The 17181-nt window shown below is 72.0% G+C and carries 13 protein-coding genes; 5 read left to right on the top strand and 8 right to left on the bottom strand.

What is annotated here, in order from left to right; genetic code table 11:
* Nucleotides 1-163 precede the first annotated feature (163 nt).
* Complete coding sequence (locus P8A20_RS08235) at nt 164-952, top strand: IclR family transcriptional regulator (RefSeq protein ID WP_306103236.1); 789 nt, start codon at nt 164-166, stop codon at nt 950-952.
* A gap of 86 nt (nt 953-1038) precedes the next feature.
* On the opposite strand, the gene P8A20_RS08240 is transcribed toward P8A20_RS08235, so the two are convergent.
* The 3 genes from P8A20_RS08240 to P8A20_RS08250 form a co-directional block, all read right to left on the bottom strand.
* Nucleotides 1039-2256 (bottom strand): cysteine desulfurase-like protein, encoded by a 1218-nt coding sequence (locus tag P8A20_RS08240; RefSeq protein ID WP_306103237.1) that lies wholly within the window; start codon nt 2254-2256, stop codon nt 1039-1041.
* Between the two features lie 663 nt (nt 2257-2919).
* Nucleotides 2920-4473: a pectate lyase family protein gene (locus P8A20_RS08245; protein WP_306103238.1), complete on the bottom strand. Its 1554-nt coding sequence runs from the start codon at nt 4471-4473 to the stop codon at nt 2920-2922.
* Nucleotides 4474-5005: 532 nt separating this feature from the next.
* Nucleotides 5006-6214, bottom strand: a complete 1209-nt coding sequence (locus P8A20_RS08250; protein ID WP_147961867.1) for a CaiB/BaiF CoA transferase family protein — start codon at nt 6212-6214, stop codon at nt 5006-5008.
* Between the two features lie 307 nt (nt 6215-6521).
* Between P8A20_RS08250 and P8A20_RS08255 the strand changes: the two genes are divergently transcribed.
* From P8A20_RS08255 to P8A20_RS08270, 4 genes are all read left to right on the top strand, one after another.
* Complete coding sequence (locus tag P8A20_RS08255) at nt 6522-7592, top strand: glycoside hydrolase family 43 protein (RefSeq protein ID WP_147961868.1); 1071 nt, start codon at nt 6522-6524, stop codon at nt 7590-7592.
* 122 nt (nt 7593-7714) lie between these two features.
* A complete protein-coding gene (locus P8A20_RS08260; protein ID WP_306103239.1) occupies nt 7715-9127 on the top strand; it encodes a hypothetical protein in 1413 nt (470 codons plus the stop codon).
* Nucleotides 9128-9318: 191 nt separating this feature from the next.
* On the top strand, nt 9319-10617 hold the full coding sequence (locus tag P8A20_RS08265) for an AAA family ATPase (RefSeq protein ID WP_306103240.1): 1299 nt from the start codon (nt 9319-9321) through the stop codon (nt 10615-10617).
* 68 nt (nt 10618-10685) lie between these two features.
* Nucleotides 10686-11906 (top strand): vWA domain-containing protein, encoded by a 1221-nt coding sequence (locus P8A20_RS08270; RefSeq protein WP_147962803.1) that lies wholly within the window; start codon nt 10686-10688, stop codon nt 11904-11906.
* 34 nt (nt 11907-11940) lie between these two features.
* On the opposite strand, the gene P8A20_RS08275 is transcribed toward P8A20_RS08270, so the two are convergent.
* From P8A20_RS08275 to P8A20_RS08295, 5 genes are all read right to left on the bottom strand, one after another.
* Entirely contained in the window at nt 11941-12666 is a 726-nt protein-coding gene (locus tag P8A20_RS08275; protein WP_306105132.1) for an aspartate/glutamate racemase family protein, read from the bottom strand.
* A gap of 92 nt (nt 12667-12758) precedes the next feature.
* Nucleotides 12759-14267: an NCS1 family nucleobase:cation symporter-1 gene (locus P8A20_RS08280; RefSeq protein WP_306103241.1), complete on the bottom strand. Its 1509-nt coding sequence runs from the start codon at nt 14265-14267 to the stop codon at nt 12759-12761.
* Between the two features lie 390 nt (nt 14268-14657).
* Nucleotides 14658-15275, bottom strand: coding sequence for a TOPRIM nucleotidyl transferase/hydrolase domain-containing protein (locus P8A20_RS08285; protein ID WP_306103242.1), 618 nt, complete (start codon nt 15273-15275; stop codon nt 14658-14660).
* A gap of 193 nt (nt 15276-15468) precedes the next feature.
* Nucleotides 15469-15867, bottom strand: a complete 399-nt coding sequence (locus P8A20_RS08290; protein ID WP_306103243.1) for a VOC family protein — start codon at nt 15865-15867, stop codon at nt 15469-15471.
* 114 nt (nt 15868-15981) lie between these two features.
* Nucleotides 15982-17154 (bottom strand): spore photoproduct lyase family protein, encoded by a 1173-nt coding sequence (locus P8A20_RS08295; RefSeq protein WP_306103244.1) that lies wholly within the window; start codon nt 17152-17154, stop codon nt 15982-15984.
* Nucleotides 17155-17181 lie beyond the last annotated feature (27 nt).

Consider the following 17181-nt stretch of genomic DNA (forward strand, 5'->3'; position numbering starts at 1 on the left):
GCGCGCGACGGCTCCTTCGCGGGAGCCGTCGGCCGGAGCGGCGGGTGGCACACTCAGGCGGTACATCCTCATATGCAGATGGCGTATATGTATGAGAACGGAGGTTAGGGCGGTGAACGCGACAGGGTCAATGGGTGTGACAGCGCGGATTTAGGATGGGCGGATGCCGGAGAACAGCGGGGTCCGTGGGGTGAAGTCGGCGTCCCGTACGGTCGCGCTGCTGGAACTCCTCGCCTCCCGGGGCGACCGGCCGGCCCGGCTGGACGAACTCGCCGAAGAGCTCGGCGTACCGCGCAGCAGCATGTACCAGCTGCTGCGGACCCTCGTCGACTGCGGCTGGGTGCGCACCGACACGACCGGTTCCCTGTACGGCATCGGCATCCGCGCCCTGCACACGGGGACGAGCTATCTGGACAGCGACCCGCATGTGCGCGCGGCGCGTCCCTACCTCGACGTGGCCTCGGACGCGCTCGGCGAGACGATCCATCTGGCCAGGCTCGACGGCTCGAACGTCGTGTATCTGGCGACGCGCGAGTCCCACGAGTACCTGCGCACCATCAGCCGGGTGGGGCGCCGCATCCCGGCGCACGCCGGAGCGCTCGGCAAGGCTCTGCTCGCCGAGCGTCCCGACGACCGACTCCCGCTGCCCGAAGGGCCCCTGGCGCCCCTCACGGAGAAGACGCACACCGGACGCGCCACGCTGCTGGCCGATCTCGCCGGGGTGCGCGAGCGCGGCTACTCGATCGACCGCGAGGAGACGGTGACGGGCATCGCCGGTTTCGGCTTCGCCCTGCGGTACGACTCACCGGCCGTCGACGCCATCAGCTGCTCGGTGCCGGTGGCGCGGCTCGGCAAGGAGCACGAGAGGCGGGTCGTGGCGGTCATGCGGGAGATCCGGACGAAGATCGAGAGTGTCCTGTCCCCCGCGTCCGGCGCCCCCGACTGGCGCTGAAACACCCACCGCCGGCGCCCCCGGGGCGCCGACCCACCAGCGTCCGGCGGCCGGAGGGATCAGCGCCTCGGGGGCCTGCCGCCGTGTCAGCTGCGTGGCGTGTCGAGCGCGTTCAGCAGCCGGTCGACGTCCTCGTCGCAGGTGTAGGGCGCGAGACCGACGCGTACGCCGCCCTCCTCGCCCAGCCCGAGCCGGCGGGACGCCTCGACGGCGTAGAAGGAGCCGGCCGGTGCGTCCACCCCGCGTTCGGCCAGGTGCCGGGAGACCTCCCCGGAGTCCCTGCCCGCCACGGTGAACAGCGTGGTCGGCGTGCGCCGTGCCGCACGGGAGTACACGGTGACTCCGTCCATCCCGGCCAGTCCCTCCTCGATGCGGACGCGCAGCCGGTCCTCGTGCGAGGCGAGTGCTGTGAACGCGTGCCCCAGACGCTCCCGCCGGCTGCCGGCGACGGGGGTGAGCCCGGCGAGGAAGTCCACCGCCGCCGTCGCACCCGCCAGCAACTCGTACGGCAGCGTGCCGAGTTCGAAGCGCTCGGGCACGGCGTCGCTGGAGGGCAGCAGCTTGTCCGGCCGGAGACTGTGGAGCAGTTCCCGCCGCCCGGTCAGCACGCCGAGATGCGGTCCGAGGAACTTGTACGGCGAGCAGACCAGGGTGTCCGCGCCGAGGGCGGTCAGATCGACCGTGGCGTGCGAGGCGTAGTGCACCGCGTCCACGTGGAGGAGCGCGCCGGCTCGGTGCACCAGGTCGGCGACGGCGGGGATGTCGGGGCAGGTACCGATGAGGTTCGAGGCGGCGGTGACGGCCACGAGCCGGGTACGGCCGGACAGCACGGCCTGGATGTGACCGGCGTCGAGCTCTCCCGTTCCGGGGTCGAAATCGGCCCACCGGACCGTCGCCCCCACGGCCTCGGCGGCCTGCGCCCAGGGCCGTATGTTGGAGTCGTGGTCGAGCCGGGACACCACCACTTCGTCCCCCGGCCCCCAGTCCTTGGCCATGGTGCGCGCCAGGTCGTAGACGAGCTGGGTGGCGCTGCGCCCGAACACCACCGAGCCGGCCTCCGAGCCGAGCAGGTCGGCCAGGGCCGACCGTGCGTCGGCCACGATCGTCTCGGCGTTGCGCGCGGCCTCCGTGAGGACGCCGCGGTTCGCCAGGGGGCAGGTGAGGGCTCCGGTGATCGCGTCGACGACCTGCTGGGGCGTCTGGGTGCCGCCCGGAGCGTCGAAGCGGGCTGTCCCCGCCTTCAGCGCCGGAAAGCAGGAACGGATCGCCTGCACGTCGAGGGTGTGGCCGTTGTCGCTGCTCAAGGGGTGCTCCGGGAGGGGTGAGGGCGGGCGTCGGCGCCGCGTCGGCCGGCCGACGCGGTCCTCCGCCCGGGCGGCGGGTGGCCGGCCGGGCTCGGGTCCGCCCCGAGCCGTACCAGGGGCTCGACGGTCATGATGGCACTGGAGCGCGTGGTCGGAACGGATAGCGCTCGATGCGCGCCCGGGCGGTGATCCACCACATCTCGGAGAAGGTGTCGAGGCTCGCCCTGCCCCCCGGACCGGCCTCCGGCCCCGGATGCCTTGCTGCCGCCGAACGGGGCCACCGCCTCGTCGTCGACCGTCCGGTCGTCGATGCGCCCCGCGCCCGATCGGCCCGGACGCGGAGGAGGCGGAGTCCGTGCTGGTCATCATGAGTTCCGGTCCGTGCGTCGGGATCGGATCGGCCGGCGGACGTCCGGCCGGCCCGCCCTGCCGGTTCCACCACAGGCCCCTGTCCGCGGCGGGGGCCCAGGGGGGCAGCTGAGGGGAGCGCACGGGCCTACCCGGCCACGGACGTACGGAATCGGGGGCCGTCGCGTTCGACGGCCCCCGACCGGGGCGTTCAGCGGCGGGAGCCGGTCCTCGCACCCCTGCCCGGTGTTCCCGCGACGGCCCCGGACGTCTCCGGGGCGTCACCGGTCCCGGGAGGGAGCCAGGACCGTGCCGCTATCCGGCGTACGTCTCGAACTCGGCGACCTTCGGTGTCCCGGACGAGCCGGTGATCTCGAAGGTGACCTTCTTCAGCGAGGTCTTGGGGACGGTGATGGTGCCGGCCCCGGTCCCGGAGGTGAGAACCGCGCCGGTGTCACCGTTGACGACCCTCCAGGCTCCGATGACCCCGGTGGAACCCGACGCCTCACGGATGTTCACCTTCGACACGGAGGTGGCGGTCCCCCACTTGATCGAGATGGAACCCGTCGAGCCGGCCGGCGACCAGTAGGTGCTCATGTCACCGTCACGCACGTTGCCGTAGCTGGACCCGCTCGCCTTGCTGGAGCCGTCGGATCCGGCACCGATGCTCAGGTTGGTGCCGCCGGGCTGGGTGGGGTCCGTCGGGTCCGGTGTCGGGTCGGTGGGCGTGGGGGTGGGGGTGGGGGTGGGGGTCGTCGGCGAGCAGCTGCCGTCCGACACCTTCAGGCCCTTGTTGGCGCCCGCGGTCGCACCCACGATCGCCGGGACGCAGCTCGCGTTGTCCAGGCTGTAGGAGTAGGGGATGCTGACCGTGGTGTTGGACTTCGGGTCGGGACCGGCCGGGTTGTTCTCGCTGCCCTTGGCGGACCAGGTCACGTTGTCGAACGTGTTGCCGCTGACCTGCCAGTATCCGGCCGCGTCCGTGTAGAACGTGCCCAGGACGTCCTTGGAGTCCTTGAAGTAGTTGTTGTCGACCTTGGCCCGCGCTCCGGCCCGGGAGTTGATTCCGGACTCGTTGAGCTTCACGTAGTAGTTGTTGTAGATGTGGGCGATGCCGCCGCGCAGCAGGGGCGCCCTCGAGTCGATGTTCTCGTACAGGTTGTGGTGGTAGGTGATGTAGCCGTTCGAGAGCTCGGTCTCGCTGGAGCCGACCAGGCCGCCACGGCCGGAGTTGCGCAGGGTGCTGTAGGACAGCGTGACGTACTGGGTGTTGTCCTTCATGTCGAAGAGGCCGTCGTAGCCCTCCGACTCACCGCCCGAGGCCTCCAGAGTCGTGTGGTCGACCCAGACGTTGCGGACGTCGCTCTCCATGCCGATGGCGTCACCGCCGTTGGACGTGGGCGAGCCGGACTTCTTGACGTTCTTGACGGTCACGTTCTGGATGATGATGTTGCTGGACTCACGGATGTGGATGCCCAGCTGGTCGAAGACGGCACCGCTGCCGACGCCGACGAGCGTGACGTTGCTGATCTGCTTGAGCTCGATCACACCGGCGGCGGTGTTGCAGCTGCTCCCCGACACCTTGGTGGTGTTGCCGTGGTTGATCGTGCCCTCGACCTCGATGGTGATCGGGGTGCTGCTGCTGGCCCGGTTGCACAGGGCCGTGTGGATCGCGGTACCCGTGGTGGCCCGCACGGTCGTCCCGCCGGCGCCGCCGGTGGTCCCGCCGTTCTGGGTCGCGTATCCGGTGGCACTCCCGGTCGCCGCCGCCGACGCCGCCTCGGGCATCGACAGCACCACGCCGGTCGCGGCCGCCACGGCCAGCGTGGCCAGAGCGGCGTTGAGTCGCAGCGCGACTGGTCGTCTCATGTTGGTGTCCCCATTCGTGTTCACATGCTGTGTTGCTGCTCCATGCCGCGGTCGCAACGGCGAACCGGCGGGGCTGTCGGCTTGACGCCGGGCAGCACTCGTCGGCCGGTGGTGCATGTTGATCTCGAGCGGTCGGGGCGGCAGTCCTTGCCGGTCCCGGGACGAGCGAGGCGGCCGGGCCCGGCGCGGACCGGTGTGGTGCACCTTCGTCCGCACGGGCCCGGCTTCCCGGTGAAGCCCTGGGCCGAGCAGGTGGCGGCTCACGCGCGTTCGTCGCGACGGCCGTCACGACGAACGCTTCCACCGGACGGAACCCAGGAGGGGAAAGCGCTTTCTGCCCGCGACAATAGAGGGCCCGTCGCCAGACTGACAAGGTTCATGACAGCTGAGAAATCCAGGACTCAGCCTCGGGCGTGAACGGCAACACCCTTAGAAAACAACAGACTTGGAGACTACGTCCGGTTATGGCACGACAGTCCGGGCGCGACGGCGGGCGGCCTCCTCGGTGCGGTCCTGCTCGCCCGCCGGATGGTCAGACGACTCCGTCGGCACGCAACTCGCCGATCTGCCCGGGCGTGTATCCGAGTTCGGCCAGGATGCCTTCGGTGTGCTCGCCGACCGCGGGAACGGCGCCCATGCGCGGGGCGGTCCCCGCCAGGTCGACGGGCGGCAGCAGCGCCCTCACCGTCTCCCCGCCGGGCACGGCCACCTCCCGCCAGCGGTCACGGCCGGACAGCACGGGATGTTCCAGGAACTGCTTCACGTCGTTGACGGGGGCGTTGGCGATGCCGACGGCGTCGAGGAGCGCCATCACCTCGCCGCTGCCGGACGCCGCGATCCGCTCGGCCAGGAGCGCGTCGACCTCCTCACGGTTGCTCACCCGGGCGGATCCGGTGGCGAAGCGCGGGTCGTCGGTGAGGCCGGGGTCGCCGAGGAACCGCTCGCAGAGGGCGGCCCATTCGCGTTCATTCTGCACGGAGAGCAGTACGTCCCTGCCGTCGGCCGCGGTGTAGGTTCCGTACGGGGCGATGGTGGGGTGCCGGGTGCCGGCCCTCGGCGGCTGCGCACCGCTGTACGCGGTGTAGTAGGCAGGCTGCCCCATCCACTCGGCGAGCGCCTCGAACAGCGAGACCTCCACGGCGCGTACGGTGCCGCGGGTGGCCCGCGTGAACAGCGCGGTGAGGATGCCGCTGTAGGCGTACGTCCCCGCCGCGATGTCGGCGACCGACACCCCGGCCCGGGCGGCCTCACGGGCACTGCCGGTGAGGGAGACCAGACCGGTCTGGCACTGCACCAGCAGGTCGTAGGCCTTTCGGTCCGCCCAGGGCCCGCTCGATCCGTAGCCGGTGACCGAACACGGGATCAGCGTCGGGTAACGATCCGCCAGGTCGTCGGCGGCCAGACCCAGGCGCGCCGCGGCACCGGGCGCGAGATTCTGGACGAACACGTCTGCCCGCGCCAGGAGTTCATGCAGGACCTTGCGCCCCTTTTCGGACTTCAGGTCCAGGGTCAGGGATTCCTTGGAGCGGTTCAGCCAGACGAAGTAGCTGGACTGGCCGTGCACCGTGGTGTCGTACCGGCGGGCGAAGTCACCGCCGTCCGGCCGCTCCACCTTGATCACCCGTGCTCCCAGGTCGGCGAGCTGGCGGGTGGCGAAGGGCGCGGCCACCGCCTGTTCGACGCTCACGACGGTGATGCCGGACAACGGCAGTTCGTCGGCGGGCACTGCTTCCTCGGCCATGCGTCGTCCTCCGGAGGTGTCGGTGAACCGAACGGGAGCACCATCATGCGCATTCATGCCGAGCCCGGGGTGGCGCGGTCCGGCTCTCCTCGCCGAGTCCCCGATATTGACATGCGCAGATCCACTCACGATGCTGTGAGAGCGCTCTTTTCATCGATGTACATGTCGGTGCGGAGGCAGGGGCCATGACCGGATGTCACCCCCCGCGTTCCGCGCCGGCGTGGTCCTGACCAGCCCTGCCCGCGTGCCGGCAACCGCTCCCCCGGTTGCCGCGTCGCGGCGCGGAGGCCGACCATGGAGCGGGATGATGAAGCTTCCTCGTCACCTTTCCGGTATCGCCGCGTTCGCTCTCTCCGTCATGCTCGCCGCCGCGATGTGCCTGGCCTCCGCCGGGACCGCCCGGGCGGACCGCACCGGTATGCAGGCCGCGGACCCCAGCGTCCTGCGCGTCGGCGGCACGTACGTCTCGGTGCAGTCGACCGGGGGCGGGATCGCCGTGCGGCAGGCTTCGTCGACGGCGGCGCTGGCCTCGGCACCGGCCCGCCAGGTCTGGTCGGACAACCGCGGCCTCGGCGAGGTCTGGGCCCCGGAGATCGTGCGGGACGGCGGCCGCTACTACATCTACTTCTCGGCGGGCCGAGGCGCGGCCCACCGGATGTACGTCATCGACTCGGCCGCACCGGACAGCGGTTACACCGGGGAGTCGAAGCTCGCGCTGGCCGACGACAAGTGGGCCATCGACGGCACGCTGTTCACCTTCAACGGGCAGCGCTGGTTCGTCTGGTCCGGCTGGGCGGGCGACACGAATGTCGAGCAGAACCTCTACATCAGCCGGATGAGCGGTCCGAGGACACCGACCGGCGCACGGTTCGTCATCTCGCAGCCGCGCGAGAGCTGGGAGCGGGTGGTCGGCAACCCGTTCATCAATGAGGCCCCCGAGGCGATCAAGGACCCGAACGGGCAGCTCCACATCGTGTACTCCGCCAACGGCAGCTGGAGCGACCAGTACTGCCTGGCCGACCTGCGGCTCCGGGCCGGCGGCGACCCCACGTACGTATGGGACTGGTACAAGTCGAACGGCTGCCTCTTCGGCTCCTCCCGCGCGACGATGATGCCCGGCTGGGACCCCACCCTGTACGTCGACGGCCCCGGCCACCACAGCTTCGTCCTGCTCGACGGCGACATCGGGACGAGCCCGCCGGCCGGCCCGCGCTTCCCCCTGATGTTCCACGCGGTCGCCAAGGGGACTCCGTACTCATGGGCGAACCGGTACTGGTACACGGGCACGTTCAGCTGGTGGGGCGACATCACGTACAGCAGGGCCGATGTCCCCGGCTCGAACACCAGCACCGGCTGGAGCCTCAAGTTCTTCGAGTGACGTCTCCCGCCCGCCCGCAGGGAAAAGGTGTGGCCCCCGGCGCCCGCGCGGGCTACGCTCCCGCCGATGACTACTCAAGACTCCCGCAGATCGGGGGTCCTGACCGCGCAAGGTGAGTGCTGATGCTCACCATGACCGCGTTCGAGGACTCCAGCTTCTCCTTCTGGCCGCGCGTGCGAGAGATCGCCGTGCCGCCCTCCATGATCGAGACCGCGACGGCCAGGCGTTGTGCCGGCGACTGGGCGGGGGCCTGCGCCGCCGCCGGATTCGACGTCGATCTCGACCTGCGTACCGTCGCACGTGTCCACGGCAGTGGCCTGGCCGCCCTGCTCAGGGCGGACCTTCGTCGGCTGGCACCGGACCTGTTGCGGTGGCACATGCCCAGGACCGCGCCCGACGGACTGCTCCGCACCGGGACGACCGTCACGCTCGCCAGGTACGACGAACCGGGGCGTCCCCGTCCGGTGCGTCTCGTGGTGCGTACCGCGCCCGCGTGGGCGGAGGGCGGGCAGCGGATCAGCCTCACGGTGTGGGACGGCCTCGCCCCGCACGGACGTGGGCACGGGCCGCGCGGCTACCGGCCCCCCGACCGTCGGTTCCGCCTGGACCTGCACCGGCACCTCTGGGACGCGGGCCGCAGCCACGAACTGCGCCCGCGCACCGGGGCGGACGGGGCCGGGCCCTTCGACGGGCCGGTCCCCGTCTGGGCGTCCCGGGTGCCCGGACCGGAGCGGTTCGCGCTCGGCCGGTGGGCCGACGAGGCGGCCCTGCTTCTGGCCGCGGAGGGGCGTACCGGTGGGGGCGAGGTCGCCGTGCGTCTCGGCGGCAGGCACCGGCTGCTGCTGGACGTGCGTCCCTCCCCCGGCCCGCCGGGAGAGGCCGGCGGGCCGTCCGAGGTGCGGTCCGCCCGGTACGTGAAGGCGGGCGCCTGTGCCGGGCTACCGGTCCTCCCCGATGCGGCTGCACGGGTGCTCCCCGACCTGGAGCTGCTGCGCCGCGGTCTCGTCGCGCCGGAACGGCTGCACCCTCTGGTCGCGGCCGCCCTGGCGCCGGGGACATCGGCGTCCGGCTCCTTGCGCACGGACGACGACGGTCCGCCGCGCGAGGTGGACTGCCGAGGCGCCCGGCACCGGATCGGCCTGGTCGGCGGGGTGCTGGTGCCCCTGGACCACGATCCCGCCGAGATCCGGCGGGAGGAGCTGCTGGCCGCGCTCACCGGTACCCCACTCCCCTGCCTCCAGGTCATCGACGTGGCGCACCGCCGGCCGGACTGCCTCGCCGACGTGCGTGACCGCCTCGCCCACGGGGACCCGGCGGGCGCGCTCGCCGGGATCGAGCGCATGCTCGGGGCCGAGGCGCGGCTGAGGGACGGGGACCTGCGCGACCTGTTCACCGACGCGGCCCGACAGCGGGTGAGGCACGGCCTGTTCAGGGCCGGTCTCGCCGATCCCGGGCCCAGGGAGCCCGTGACCGGACGGGAGCGGTACCGCGTCGGCCTTCACCGCACCCGCCCCCGGAACGCCGCCTACCGCTGACCGCGCACCGGGCGCCGCCGCTCAGCCTCTCGGCGTCCGGCGCCACTGCCTCCCCTCGACATCCGGCACTTCGCGTGCCGCCCCTGCGCCCTTCGGCCCGGGGCACCCGGCACCCGCGTGCCGCCCTTGCCGCCTTCCGCGCGCCCGGAACCCGGGGCCGCGCCCTTCGACGAACCCTCAGGTGATGCCTCATGTCCGCATACGCCCCGCCCTCCGAGAACCCGACCACCGAGACCCCTGACACCCCGGCCCCCTCCGGTGCCCCCGCCCCTTCCGTCCGGGCTTCGCGGCTCGATGTGCCGGGCGCGCTGCTGGCCCTGCTCCGCGACACGACCACCGCTCCACGTCCCGACCCGCAGCTGGAGGCGCTGACCCTGGCGGTCTCCGCCGACCTGCCGGTGCTGCTGTGGGGTGAGCCCGGGATCGGTAAGACGGCCGCGCTCACCCAGCTCGCCACCACCCTGGACCTGCCGTTGACCACGGTGATCGCCAGCGTGCACGAACCGTCGGACTTCTCCGGTCTTCCCGTCATCGGGGACGACCCGGCGGGCAACGGCATTCCGATGGCGCCGCCGGACTGGGCGGTGAGGCTGGTGCGCGCGGGCCGCGGGCTGCTCTTCCTCGACGAACTGTCCACCGCCCCGCCCGCCGTACAGGCCGCGCTCCTGCGCCTCGTACTGGAGCGCCGGGTCGGCGCACTGCGCCTGCCGCCGGGCGTCCGGATCGTGGCCGCCGCCAATCCCCGGTCCTCCGCCGCCGACGGCTGGGAGCTGAGCCCCCCGCTCGCCAACAGGTTCGTCCATCTGCGGTGGGTGCACGACGCCGACGTGGTGGTGCGGGGCCTCGGCGGTGTCTGGCCCCGGTCCGTGCTGCCGACGCTCGACGCCGGACTGCTGCCGGAGGCCGTGGCGTTCGCACGCCGGGCGGTCTGCGGCCTGCTGGGCGCACGGCCCGCCCTGGTCCACCGGCTCCCCTCGGGCGAGGCGCTGCGGGGCGGGGCGTGGCCGTCACCGCGAAGCTGGGACATGGCACTGTGCCTGACCGCGTTCGCGACCGCGGCCGGCGCGTCGCGCGACGTCCTGTCCATGCTGGTCCGGGGGACGGTGGGCGACGGTCCCGGGCTGGAATTCCTGGCCTACCTGGACAGGATGGACCTGCCGGACCCGGAGGACCTGCTGGCGGACCCCGGGGCTGCGGAGCTTCCGGAGCGCGGTGATCTGCGTCAGGCGACGCTGGACGCGGTGGTCGCCGCGGTCCGCTCACGCCCCGCGCGGGACCGGTGGGACGCCGCCTGGGCCCTGTTGGCGAGGGCGGCGGAGACCGGCGCTCCGGACCTGCTGGTCGTTCCGGCGACGACACTCGCCACGCTGCGCCGCGACAACTGGGAGGTGCCTGCGGCGATCGAGGGTCTCGCCGGAGTGGTGTCCGTGTCGCAGCGGGCGGACCGGGCGAAGGTCCGGGCGCTCTCGGTCACCCGGGGGAACCGGTGAGCGGGAGCGCCCCCGGCCGGCCTGCCGCGCCACGGCCGGTACGCCCACAGGACGCGTGCGAGGGCACGCTGGACACCCGGAAGCTCTTCGCCGCCCGCCTCCAGGCGGTCCTCGCGCGGCCCTACCTGGCTACGGCTCTGTTCGCCCTGCACCCGGTGGAGTCCCGGCACGTGCCGACGATGGCCGTCGACCCGTACTGGCGGTGCTACGTGTCTCCGGCCTTCGTCGACCGCACGCCTGTCGAGGAGTTGGCCGGGGTGTGGGTGCACGAGGTGTCGCACCTGCTGCGCGACCACCACGGGCGCGGCGACCGTTACGCGCTCCGGCACGGCCTGTCCGGCCCCGCGGAGCGGCTGCGGATGAACATTGCGGCCGACTGCGAGATCAACGACGACGTCTTCGGCGAGGGCCTGGTGGCGCCCGAGGGTGCCGTCCGCCCGGCGTCCCTGGGGCTGAGGGACGGCGAACTGATGGAGGACTACCTCCGCCAGTTCCGGCTGGGGCCTCACACCGCCCATCTGGCGTGGCTGGAGTGCGGAAGCGGCGCGGACGGCCTCCCCCGGCCGTGGGACCTGGGGCCCAGGGGCGCGGACGGTCTCAGTGCACAGGAGCGGGACGCGGTGCGGTTCAGGGTGGCGCGGGGCATCACCGGAAGTCCGGGGAACACCCCGGCCGGTTGGCGACGCTGGGCCGAGGAGGCGTTCCATCCTCCGCAGCCCTGGCGGCAGTTGCTGGGCGCCGCCGTACGGGCGGCTGCCTCCGCGCCCGGCTCGGGCGACGACTACGTATACGGCAGGCCGGCCCGCCGGTCCGCGGCGGTTCCCGGCGCGGTCCTGCCGAGCCTGCGGCGCAGGCCGACGCGGGTCGTCGTGGTCATCGACACCTCCGGCTCCGTCAGTGACGCCGAACTGGGCAGCGCTCTGCTGGAGGTGACGGCGATCTCACGGGCCGTGGGCGGCCGCCGTGACCTCGTCGGCGTACTCCCGTGCGACGCGGCGGCGGACCGGGTCCGGCCCCTGTGCGGCGGCGCGGAGGGCGTCGAACTGCTGGGCGGCGGGGGTACGGACCTGCGTGCGGGGTTCGCGCGTGCGCTGGAGTCACGCCCGCGCCCTGACGTCCTGGTGATGCTGACCGACGGCCAGACACTGTGGCCGTCCCGGCGTCCGCCGTGCCGGACGGTGGTGGGCCTGTTCGGCCGGCACCACGGAAGCCCGTCGTACGACGAGTCGAATTCCGAGTACGTCCCCGACGGCCCGCCCGCGTGGGCGCGGGTGGTGACCATCGGGTAGAGCGGTGGCCGGTGCCCGACGTAACGGGGCCGTGTCAGCCGGCCCGCGGGGGCCAGTTGACGATGCGCTTGGAACGCGGGGGTGCGTAGGTGCGGACCTTCGAGGTGGTCAGCCCGAGGCGGACGAGGGACTCGGCGATCGTCACCGCCGCGCTCACGCCGTCGACGACAGGCACCCCGGTGCGCTCGACGACGCGTTCGGTCAGGCCGGACATCCCGCCGCACCCGAGGCAGATCACCTCCGCCCGGTCGGTCTCCACGGCCTGGGCGGCCTGTTCGACGATGGCGTCGACAGCCGCCTTCCCGTCCCGTTCCAGGTCCAGGACGGCGAGCCCGCTCGCCCGCACGGAGGCGCAGCGCGCGCTCAGACCGGCGGCGTGGAGACGCTCCTCGATCAGCGGGACCGTGCGGTCCAGGCTCGTGACGACGGAGTAGGTGCGGCCGAGGAACTGGGCGGTGCTCGCGGCGGCCTCGGTGATGTCGACGACCGGGACGTCGAGCAGTTCCTGCAGCCCTTCCCTGCCGTGTTCGCCGTAACCGGCCTGGATCACCGCGTCGAAGGGCTCCCGGTAGGCGCGGACGGTCTCCATCACCGCGACGGCGGCCAGGTAGCTCTCGTAGTTGCCCTCGACGGACTCCGCCCCGAAGGAGGGGGTCAGCGGGACGATCTCGGTGCCACGTGAGGCGGCACCGGCCGCCTGTACGCCGATCGAGTCGGTGATCGACTGCGTGGTGTTGACGTTGACGACGAGGATGCGCATGTGGCGGCCTTCGGTTCGGTGGGTCGTCCGGCGACGGTTCGGTGGTCCGTCCGGCGGCTCGGTGGTGCGTTCCGCGGTCACGGCTCCGTGGTTCATTCGGCGGCGACGGCGATGGACTCGCCGTCGACGTCGCGGATCTGGGCGCCACGGTCCGCGATCAGGGCGTAGAACGCGGCGGCGAGGAGGGCACCGACGAACCAGGAGAATCCGGCGGCGGCGTGGAAGAAGGGCACGAGGGCGACGACGACGGCGACGGCCGCGGCGGGGACGAAGGCGGCGACGGCGCGGGGGTTGAAGCCGCGGCTGTAGTGGTACTCGCCCTGCGGATCGTCGCTGTAGAGGTCGGGCACGTTGATCCGGGACTTCCGCAGCAGCCAGTAGTCGGCCATGATCACGCCGAAGAGGGGTCCGAGGAGGGCTCCGAGCCCGCCGAGGAAGTAGTTGACGACGATCGGGCTGTTGTAGAGATTCCACGGCAGGATCGCCAGCCCGGCGGCCGCGCTCACCACGCCTGCCCGGCGGAAGTTCAGCCGGCGCGGGAAGAGGTCGATGAGGGCGTAGATCGGTGCGACGAAGTTGGCCAGCAGATTCACCGCGACGGTCAGGGCGATGAGGGCCAGCGAGGCCGTCGCCAGGAGGAACATGTTCGGGATGGTGCGGACGATGTCCGTGGGGCTCGTGATGACGTGCCCGTCCAGCTTGAACTGCGCCCCACTGAGGACCACCACGATGACGGCGAAGAAGAGCATGTTCAGCGGGATGCCGATCACGTTGCCGCGGACGATGGACCCGCGGCTCCTGGCGGACCGCGTGAAGTCGCAGAAGTTCAGGACGAACGTCCCGTAGATCACCACCCACAGGGCGGCCGCCTGGAGGATCTGCAGCCACATGGCGCCCCCGCTGAGCGGAGCGTCCACGGACAGGGAGATCGATCCGTCGGCGCGTACGAACATCCACACCGCGAGGGCGAGCATGGTGATCAGGGTCGTGGGCGCCGCGAAGGCCATGTACCTCCGGATCATCTGCATCCCGTAACTCACGATGAGGAGTTGCAGGGCCCACAGGGCGAGGAAGGAGATCCAGCCGAGGGTCGACTGGCCGAGCAGGGAGTTCGAGTCCAGAGCACGTAGTCCGGGGAACATCGCGATGAGCAGGGCGCTCAGGACGGCTGAGGCGAGGTAGGTCTGGATGCCGAACCAGGCGATGGCGACGATGCCACGGACCGCGGCGGGTATCTTCGCGCCCCTGATGCCGAACGCGATGCGGCTCATGACCGGGAAGGGGACACCAGTCTTGTGCCCCATGAAGCCGGAGAGCGTCAGCAGCAGGAAGAGCAGGACCGAGGCGAGCGCGAAGGCCGCCAGGATGCCCCACACGTTCAGGCCGAGCGCGAAGAGGCCGATGGCGAAGGCGTAGTTGCCGAGGCTGTGTACGTCGTTGGCCCAGAGGGTGAACACGTTGTAGGCGCCCCAGCGGCGTCCCTGCTTCTTCGTCGGGGCCAGGTCGTAGGTGTACAGGACGGAGCTGGTGGCTCCGCTGCCCCCGTCGGCCCGGGTGTCCCCGGTGGCCGTCCCGGGCGGCACGCCCTCCACAGCAGTCATCGATCGGCCCTCGGGTATTCGCTTGGGGTCGCAACCAGGCCTGTCGACGGCCTACTTCGGAGAAGGCTGCGCGCCACGGGCCCTGGCGACCGAGAGAGTTCTTCAGAGGTTTCCACAAAGTGGAAGTTGATTTCCGCGAAATAAAACGTAGTTTTCGCCGAAGGGCAGCGTCAAGGGTTACGAGCAGGCCACTTCGAGGCGGACACAGCACCTGCACGGGATGCGGACACCGGAGCTCAGGTGGACACGACGTGACGGCGCGCGGAGCCGGGACGCGAGAGCGCGGGGACTGCCGGGGTGGTCCGGCGGGACGCCGGACCACCGCACCGGGACCGGGGAGCAGGGCGGAGGGCCCGTGCGGCCCCCTGGCCGTCACGGGGCGCCGCCGGGTCAGAGGCCGGCGAGCAGGCCGGCCAGCGGGGCGGGAACGCGGGCCGGGTCGAGGGCCTCGACGAGGACGCGGCCGTAGTGGATCTTGCGGCCCTTCTTCGTGCCGAAGAACCGCCGCAGTTGCTGCTGTGCGCTGCGGCCGCGCTGTGCGGGCTGGTTCAGGAAGGTCCGCAGGGCGCGCAGATCACCCTCCACCCCGACGAGCTCCTCCACCCGTGCCACACCGAGCGCGCGGATCAGTTCGTCCTCCAGATCCGCCGCGCAGACGAAGAACGTCTGCCCCGCCGCGCCGGCGCGCTCCAGCCCGCGGGCGTAGTAGCCACGCTCCGCCTCGTCGCACAGTCCGGTGAGCCGGAGACCGAGACCGGTCGGTCCCAGGAGGTGCGCGAATCGCCCGACGCTCATCGCGCCGCCCATCGACAGGACGCAGACTCCCTCGGCCGCCAGGTCCCGGCCGCGGCTCGCCGCCAGCGCGCCCACCGCCGCGACGTCGCTCGGCCCTTCGAGCAGGACGACCGCCCGGACGGGCAGGCTCAGGGCCAGTTCCCGCGCGGGGTCACCGGGGCCACCGGCCGCCCACGAGGTGACCGCTTCCCGGAAGGACGCCATGTCTGACATGGACCGAGTCTCCACCTCCTCCCGCCGCCCCGGTACCGGTTTTCCGCGGGCGTCCCGAGCACGCCGCAGCCGGGCAGCTCACCGGTCTCGGTGCCCGTCCCGCCGGGAGCGACCTGACACCTGGCCCCCGGCGAGCTGAGCAAGGCACCGGACGCCGCTGACATCGGCCACATGTGAGCCGGTGTCCGGCGGATCAGGTCCCCGGCCGGTCGCTCCCACCGGCCGCGTGGCTGAGATCCACCACGCAGAAGATGTTGCCGTCGGGGTCGGCGAGGACGACGAAGTCGGGATCCGGGGGATAGGAGTCCCAGTCGACGGCTTGCGCGCCGAGACCGGTCAGCCGCGTGATCTCGGACTGTTGTTCCTCCCGCGTCTCCGCGAAGAGGTCCAGATGGACACGGGGGCGGGGCTCGGCCGGGGACGTGCTGCGCAGCAGGCCGAGGGCACGGCCGGAACCGTCGGCGTGTTCGAGCGTCCGCCAGGTCTCGCTCGCCCGCTCCTCGCCGGCGACCAGGTTCAGGGCGGCGGTCCAGAAGGCCACCGCACGGGGGACGTCCGTGACGCCGATGACGGGCATTCCGAGTCTCAGCATGGGGCGAGCCTATACAGGGCGCGCCCGTTCGGGCCGTCGCCGGGAAGCCCCCGGGCACCGGCACCGCGGACGGTCCTCGCACCGCCGTCGCCGCACGCCATGTCCACGCAGGCGTCAGAAGGCGTACCTGACGCGGAGCCACGGCGCGTGCGCTGCCAGCAGCTCGCGGATGCGCGTCAGGGAGCGCTGCTTGATCTCCCGGGCGTAGCGGACGTTGAGGGCGCCGTTCTCCGAGCGTTTGGTCTCCTGGGCGGCCGGCTGCCACAGCAGTTCCTCGGCACGGGGATGCCAGCCCAGGTTGACCTCGTGGAGCCCCTGGTTGTGGGTCAGCATGATGATCTCGGCCGCCGCCTGCTCCTTCACCCTGGCGGGCAGCACGTCGTCGAGGTGGGTGAACAGGTCGGCCCAGTCCCTCTGCCACCCCGGGCGCAGGATGATTGGTGAGAGGTTGAAGTGGACCTCGTAACCGGCGTCGAGGAAGTCGGCCGCCGCCGCGATCCGCTCGGGGACCGGGCTGGTACGGATGTCCAGCAGCCGGGCGTCGTCGGGCGGCATCAGGGAGAAGCGCACCCGGGTGCGCCCCTGGGGGTCGAGTGCCAGGAGGTCGGGGTTGACGAACTTGGTCGCGAAGGACGCCTTCGCCGTCGGCAGTCCCCGGAACGCGGCGACGAGATCCGCGGTGTTGTCGCAGACGAGGGCGTCGACGGAGCAGTCCCCGTTCTCGCCGATGTCGTAGACCCAGGCCAGGGGGTCGCACTGGTTGGGCGCCGGCTTGGGGCCCTGCGCCCGTACGTGGCGGCGGACATGGGCCACGATCGCCTCGATGTTGGTGAACAGGGTGATCGGGTTCGCGTAGCCCTTGCGGCGGGGCACGTAGCAGTAGGCGCAGGCCATCGCGCATCCGTTGGAGGGGCCGGGGGCGATCCAGTCGGCCGACCGGCCGTTGGGGCGTGTCCGGAGCGTGTGCTTGACCCCGAGGACCAGCGTCCCGTTCTTGATCCTCACCCAGCGGGCGATGTTGCCGTCGTTGCCGTGGAGGGAGGGGATGCCCCAGTGGTTGGCGATCTCGGTCACGCTCACCCCGGGCAGCCGGGCCATGATCTGCTGTCCCCGCGGCGAGTCCAGTGCGGCGGGTTCCGCGTAGACCTCGCGCACGTCGAGCAGCCGACGGGCCTGCGGGCTGTCACGGAACGGCTGTGGGGGCTGTGCCGGGGCGGTGTCCGACCACCCGAAGAGTGCTTCCTGCCCGGAGTCTCCCGAGGGGTGTTCCGCCGCCGGCCGATCCATGTGCCTGTCCTTTCCGCGCTGCGACCG

It is taken from the genome of Streptomyces sp. Alt3, from assembly GCF_030719215.1.
Lineage (GTDB): Bacteria > Actinomycetota > Actinomycetes > Streptomycetales > Streptomycetaceae > Streptomyces > Streptomyces glycanivorans.

Coding starts and splice junctions, on each gene's coding strand:
- P8A20_RS08285 (WP_306103242.1), bottom strand. CDS start 15,275: ATGTCAGACATGGCGTCCTTCCGGGAAGCGGTCACCTCGTGGGCGGCC.
- P8A20_RS08290 (WP_306103243.1), bottom strand. CDS start 15,867: ATGCTGAGACTCGGAATGCCCGTCATCGGCGTCACGGACGTCCCCCGT.
- P8A20_RS08280 (WP_306103241.1), bottom strand. CDS start 14,267: ATGACTGCTGTGGAGGGCGTGCCGCCCGGGACGGCCACCGGGGACACC.
- P8A20_RS08255 (WP_147961868.1), top strand. CDS start 6,522: ATGAAGCTTCCTCGTCACCTTTCCGGTATCGCCGCGTTCGCTCTCTCC.
- P8A20_RS08275 (WP_306105132.1), bottom strand. CDS start 12,666: ATGCGCATCCTCGTCGTCAACGTCAACACCACGCAGTCGATCACCGAC.
- P8A20_RS08260 (WP_306103239.1), top strand. CDS start 7,715: ATGCTCACCATGACCGCGTTCGAGGACTCCAGCTTCTCCTTCTGGCCG.
- P8A20_RS08265 (WP_306103240.1), top strand. CDS start 9,319: ATGTCCGCATACGCCCCGCCCTCCGAGAACCCGACCACCGAGACCCCT.
- P8A20_RS08235 (WP_306103236.1), top strand. CDS start 164: ATGCCGGAGAACAGCGGGGTCCGTGGGGTGAAGTCGGCGTCCCGTACG.
- P8A20_RS08245 (WP_306103238.1), bottom strand. CDS start 4,473: ATGAGACGACCAGTCGCGCTGCGACTCAACGCCGCTCTGGCCACGCTG.
- P8A20_RS08250 (WP_147961867.1), bottom strand. CDS start 6,214: ATGGCCGAGGAAGCAGTGCCCGCCGACGAACTGCCGTTGTCCGGCATC.
- P8A20_RS08295 (WP_306103244.1), bottom strand. CDS start 17,154: ATGGATCGGCCGGCGGCGGAACACCCCTCGGGAGACTCCGGGCAGGAA.